Source organism: Oryzihumus sp. (assembly GCF_036391795.1).
In the GTDB taxonomy this organism is placed as follows: domain Bacteria; phylum Actinomycetota; class Actinomycetes; order Actinomycetales; family Dermatophilaceae; genus Oryzihumus.
The window spans coordinates 1-3,961 of the sequence record NZ_DASVZH010000007.1; the positions used below are offsets into that span (position 1 = coordinate 1).

Here is a 3,961-nt window from a genome sequence, read left to right on the forward strand (position 1 = left end):
TGCTCGCCCCGCCGGCGGCGGTGCGTGAGCGGCCGGCCCGGTGGCTGCGGGGCCTGGCCGAGAGGGGGCGGGCCGAGCGGGAGGCCACCGCCTTGAGGCTGGACGCCCTCGGCCGCCGGGTCGCCCCGCGCCTGGTCGACCAGGCGATGGGCTACGTGGACGTCACCGACCTGGTCAAGGACCACGTCGACCTCGACGCCCTGGTGGCCACCGTCGACCTCGACGCCGCGGTCGCCCGGGTGGACATGGAGGCGATCCTCGACCGGGTGGACATCGACGAGATCGCCTCCCGGCTGGACCTGGGCCCGATCCTGGACCGGGTCGACGTCAACGCCATCGCGGAGAGGCTGGACCTGGGCCCGATCGTGGACAAGGTCGACATCGACGAGATCGCCTCCCGGCTGGACCTGGACGCCGTCGTCTCGAGGCTGGACCTGGTCGCCCTCGCCGAGGTCGTCGCCGAGGGGCTGGACCTGCCGGCGATCATCCAGAGCTCCTCGGGGACGATGGCCTCCGAGGCGCTGCGCGAGGTGCGCTGGCACGGGATGGGTGCCGACGAGCGGGTCGCCAACGTCGTCGACAAGATGCTGGGCCGCCAGGGCCGCGCCACCGGGGCCCCCGGGCAGGGCCCCACCGTCCCCGAGGAGCCACCGGGGCAGGCACCCACCGGGCCGCCGGGTGAACCCCCGCCCGGCCAGGGGAACGCCCACTGACCGGGGGCCACGTGAGGAGCCCCGAGGTGCCCGACCGTTCCGCCGTCGAGCGGATCCTCGTCCCCGCACCGGCCCGCGCGGCGCAGGGTCGACGCGCTGGGGTGGTGACCCGGTGCACCGCCGCGGTCATCGACCTCCTCGTCGCCTGCGTCGGCGTCGTGGTCCTGTATGCCGCGTGGTCGGCGGTGCTCTTCCTGTTGCGGCCCAGGACGTTTCGCTTCCCCGAACCCGGGCAGGGCTGGTTGCTCACGGCCCTGCTCTGCCTCCTCACGGCATACCTGGCGTTCGCGTGGGTGACCACGGGGCAGACCGCGGGGGACCGGGTGCTGGGGCTGAGGGTCGTCAACCGGCACGGTCGTCTGCCCGGCGCCGGCCTGGCCCTGGTGAGGGCGGTCCTGTGCGTGCTGTTCCCGATCCTGCTCCTCTGGGTGGCGGTGAGCCGGCAGAACCGCTCGGTGCAGGACCTGGTGCTGCGCACGTCGGTGGTCTACGACTGGACGGCCCGGGGTCCGGGTCTGCGCTGAGTCAGCCCACCCACGTGCGGTCGGACCCCGGCGGGAGCAGCCGCACCTGCGTCGTGGGGCAGCGACGCTGCACCTCCCGCGCGAACTCCCGCGCCGGGGCGCGGCGGGTGACGGCGGAAGGGCGGTAGCCGAGCGGGGCGAAGCTGCCGTAGTGCATCGGCACGGCGACCCGCGGCCGCAGCCGCACCACAGCCTCCGCCGCGCGCCGCGGGTCGAGGTGGCCCGGCCCCAGCCGGGGACCCCAGCCGCCGACAGGGACCAGTGCCAGGTCCAGGGGCGCGCCCAGGCCCTCCATCTGGGCGAACAGGTCGGTGTCGCCGGCGAAGTAGACCCGGTGCCCGGGGGTCTGCAGCAGGTAGCCCACCGCCGCGGCGCTCGGTCCCCACGGCTCCCGGCGGCCGCTGTGCCGCGCAGGCGTGGCCGTCACGGTGAGCTCGCCGGTCCGCCAGGACTGCCCGGGCGCCAGCGGCACCACCACCTCGAACCCGTGCCGCCGCAGCAGGTCCGCGCCTCCCGCCGGCACGACGACCGGGGTGGACGGGGCCAGCAGCGACAGGGACCTCAGGTCGCAGTGGTCGTGGTGCAGGTGCGAGACCACCACGGCCGTCGGTGCGGGCGAGGGCGGCCGGGGCGGAGGTGCGAGCCGGCGCAGGAAGCTCACCCGCTGGCGCAGCAACGGGTCGGTGAGCACCGTGGCTGCGCCCAGGTCGAGCTCGAACGTGGCGTGCCCGAGGAAGCGCACCCCCGTGCCGCGCGTCGTCTCCCGGGACTGGTGCCCGACCGTCCCCGCCATGGTGCCTCCCGCCGCCGAGCGCGCGCCTTCGGGGAACGGTAGGCGCAGCCGGCCACGTGGGGGTTCATCCGGGACGGGTGAGGCCCGCACCGGCGGGCGGCTCACATGATGGCGGGACCTGAGGCATCACCGATGAGGAACGAGAGCGTCATGCCCGAGCAGCCGAACTACCCCCGCATCGCCGACCACGGCCTGATCGGTGACCTGCAGACCAGTGCGCTGGTCGCCACCGACGGCTCCGTCGACTGGTTCTGCGCGCCACGCTTCGACTCGCCCAGCCTCTTCGGGGCGTTGCTGGACGCCGACAAGGGCGGGCGCTTCCGGATCCGGCCGACCGGCACCGACTACGAGACCAAGCAGATGTACTTCCCCGACACCGCCATCCTCGTCACGCGGTTCCTGACCGAGGAGGGCGTCGGTGAGGTCGCCGACTTCATGCCGATCAGCGGGGCCGAAGCCACCGACCGCCACCGGCTGGTGCGCATGCTGCGCTGCGTGCGGGGGCACATGTCCTTCGAGCTCGAGCTGGCGCCCCGTTTCGACTACGGCCGCGCATCCCACACGGTCGAGGTGTCGGAGGACGGCGCGGTGTTCCGCAGCCTCGCCGGGGACTTCGCGGTGCACATCGTGCGCGCAGCCGAGGACGAGCGGCTGGGACATGCGACCGAACACGATGGTGACCTGACGATGAGCCTGTCGCTCCAGGCAGGACAGATCCGTGGGGCGGTGCTGGAGACGGGCGCCTCCGGTCCGGCGCAGCGCGTGGACGTCGAGGAGATCAGGCGCCTTTTCGACGACACGGTCGCGTACTGGAAGGCCTGGGTGGCGCGCTCGACCTACACCGGGCGCTGGCGCGAGGAGGTCATCCGCTCGGCCATCACGCTGAAGCTGATGACGTACGCGCCCACCGGAGGGCTCGTCGCGGCCCCCACGATGGGTCTTCCCGAGCAGGTCGGTGGTGAGCGCAACTGGGACTACCGCTACACGTGGATCCGGGACGCCTCGTTCTCGGTGTTCTCGCTGCTGCGACTGGGCTACACCGACGAGGCGGCGGCGCTGGGCCGATGGCTCACCGACCGGGTCCGGGAGCACGTGGGCAGCGACACCGGGCCGCTCAACATCATGTACCGGGTGGACGGCTCCTCCGACCTCAAGGAGGAGGTGCTGCAGCACTGGTCGGGCTACCGGGGGTCCTTCCCCGCACGGGTCGGCAACGACGCCGCGGGCCAGCTGCAGCTCGACATCTATGGCGAGGCCATGGACAGCATCTCGCTGGCGGACGAGCGTGGCCTGCAGGCGGCCCACACCGGCTGGCTGGCGGTCACCGAGATGCTGAACTGGCTCGCCGACAACTGGGACCGGCCCGAGGAGGGCATCTGGGAGACCCGCGGGGGCCGCAAGGACTTCACCTACGGGCGGCTCATGAGCTGGGTGGCCTTCGACCGTGGCCTGCGCCTGGCCGCCAGGCACGGCCGGCCGGCCCCGGTGGACCGGTGGCGGGAGGCGCGGGACGCGATCTACAACCAGGTCATGGAGCGCGGGTGGAACGCCGAACGGCAGGCCTTCGTGCAGCAGTACGAGGACCGGGTCCTGGACTCCGCGCTGCTGCGGATGTCGCGTGAGGGCTTCGTCGCGCCGAAGGACCCGATGTGGCTCTCCACGCTCGATGCGATGCGGGACGAGCTGGTCACCGACAGCCTGGTCTACCGCTACGACCCCAGCGCCTCCCCGGACGGCCTGCGCGGGTCGGAGGGCACCTTCTCGCTGTGCACCTTCATGTACGCCGAGGCCCTCGCCCGGTCCGGCCGGGTCGAGGAGGGCCGGCTGGTGTTCGAGAAGATGCTCACCTACGCCAACCACGTGGGGTTGTACGCCGAGGAGATCGGCCTCTCCGGTGAGCAGCTGGGCAACTTCCCGCAGGCGTTCACCCA

The 3,961-nt window shown here is 73.0% G+C and carries 4 protein-coding genes; 3 read left to right on the forward strand and 1 reads right to left on the reverse strand.

Features of this window, described 5'->3' with window-relative positions; all coding sequences use genetic code 11:
* Together VF825_RS00360 and VF825_RS00365 are read left to right on the forward strand one after the other, a co-directional pair.
* Positions 1-713: hypothetical protein (locus VF825_RS00360; protein WP_331108930.1), on the forward strand; the 713-nt coding region annotated here is incomplete at its 5' end.
* A 26-nt stretch (positions 714-739) separates the two neighbouring features.
* Complete coding sequence (locus VF825_RS00365) at positions 740-1,237, forward strand: RDD family protein (protein WP_331108932.1); 498 nt, start codon at positions 740-742, stop codon at positions 1,235-1,237.
* Between the two features lies 1 nt (position 1,238).
* Here the strand turns inward: VF825_RS00365 and VF825_RS00370 are convergent, their stop codons facing one another.
* Positions 1,239-2,030 carry an MBL fold metallo-hydrolase gene (locus VF825_RS00370; RefSeq protein ID WP_331108934.1) on the reverse strand — a complete coding sequence of 264 codons (792 nt, stop codon included), beginning with the start codon at positions 2,028-2,030 and terminating at the stop codon, positions 1,239-1,241.
* Between the two features lie 150 nt (positions 2,031-2,180).
* Here VF825_RS00370 and VF825_RS00375 point away from each other — a divergent pair.
* Positions 2,181-3,961 (forward strand): glycoside hydrolase family 15 protein (locus VF825_RS00375; protein WP_331108936.1); only part of this gene is annotated, 1,781 nt, incomplete at its 3' end.

Coding starts and splice junctions, on each gene's coding strand:
- VF825_RS00370 (WP_331108934.1), bottom strand. CDS start 2,030: ATGGCGGGGACGGTCGGGCACCAGTCCCGGGAGACGACGCGCGGCACG.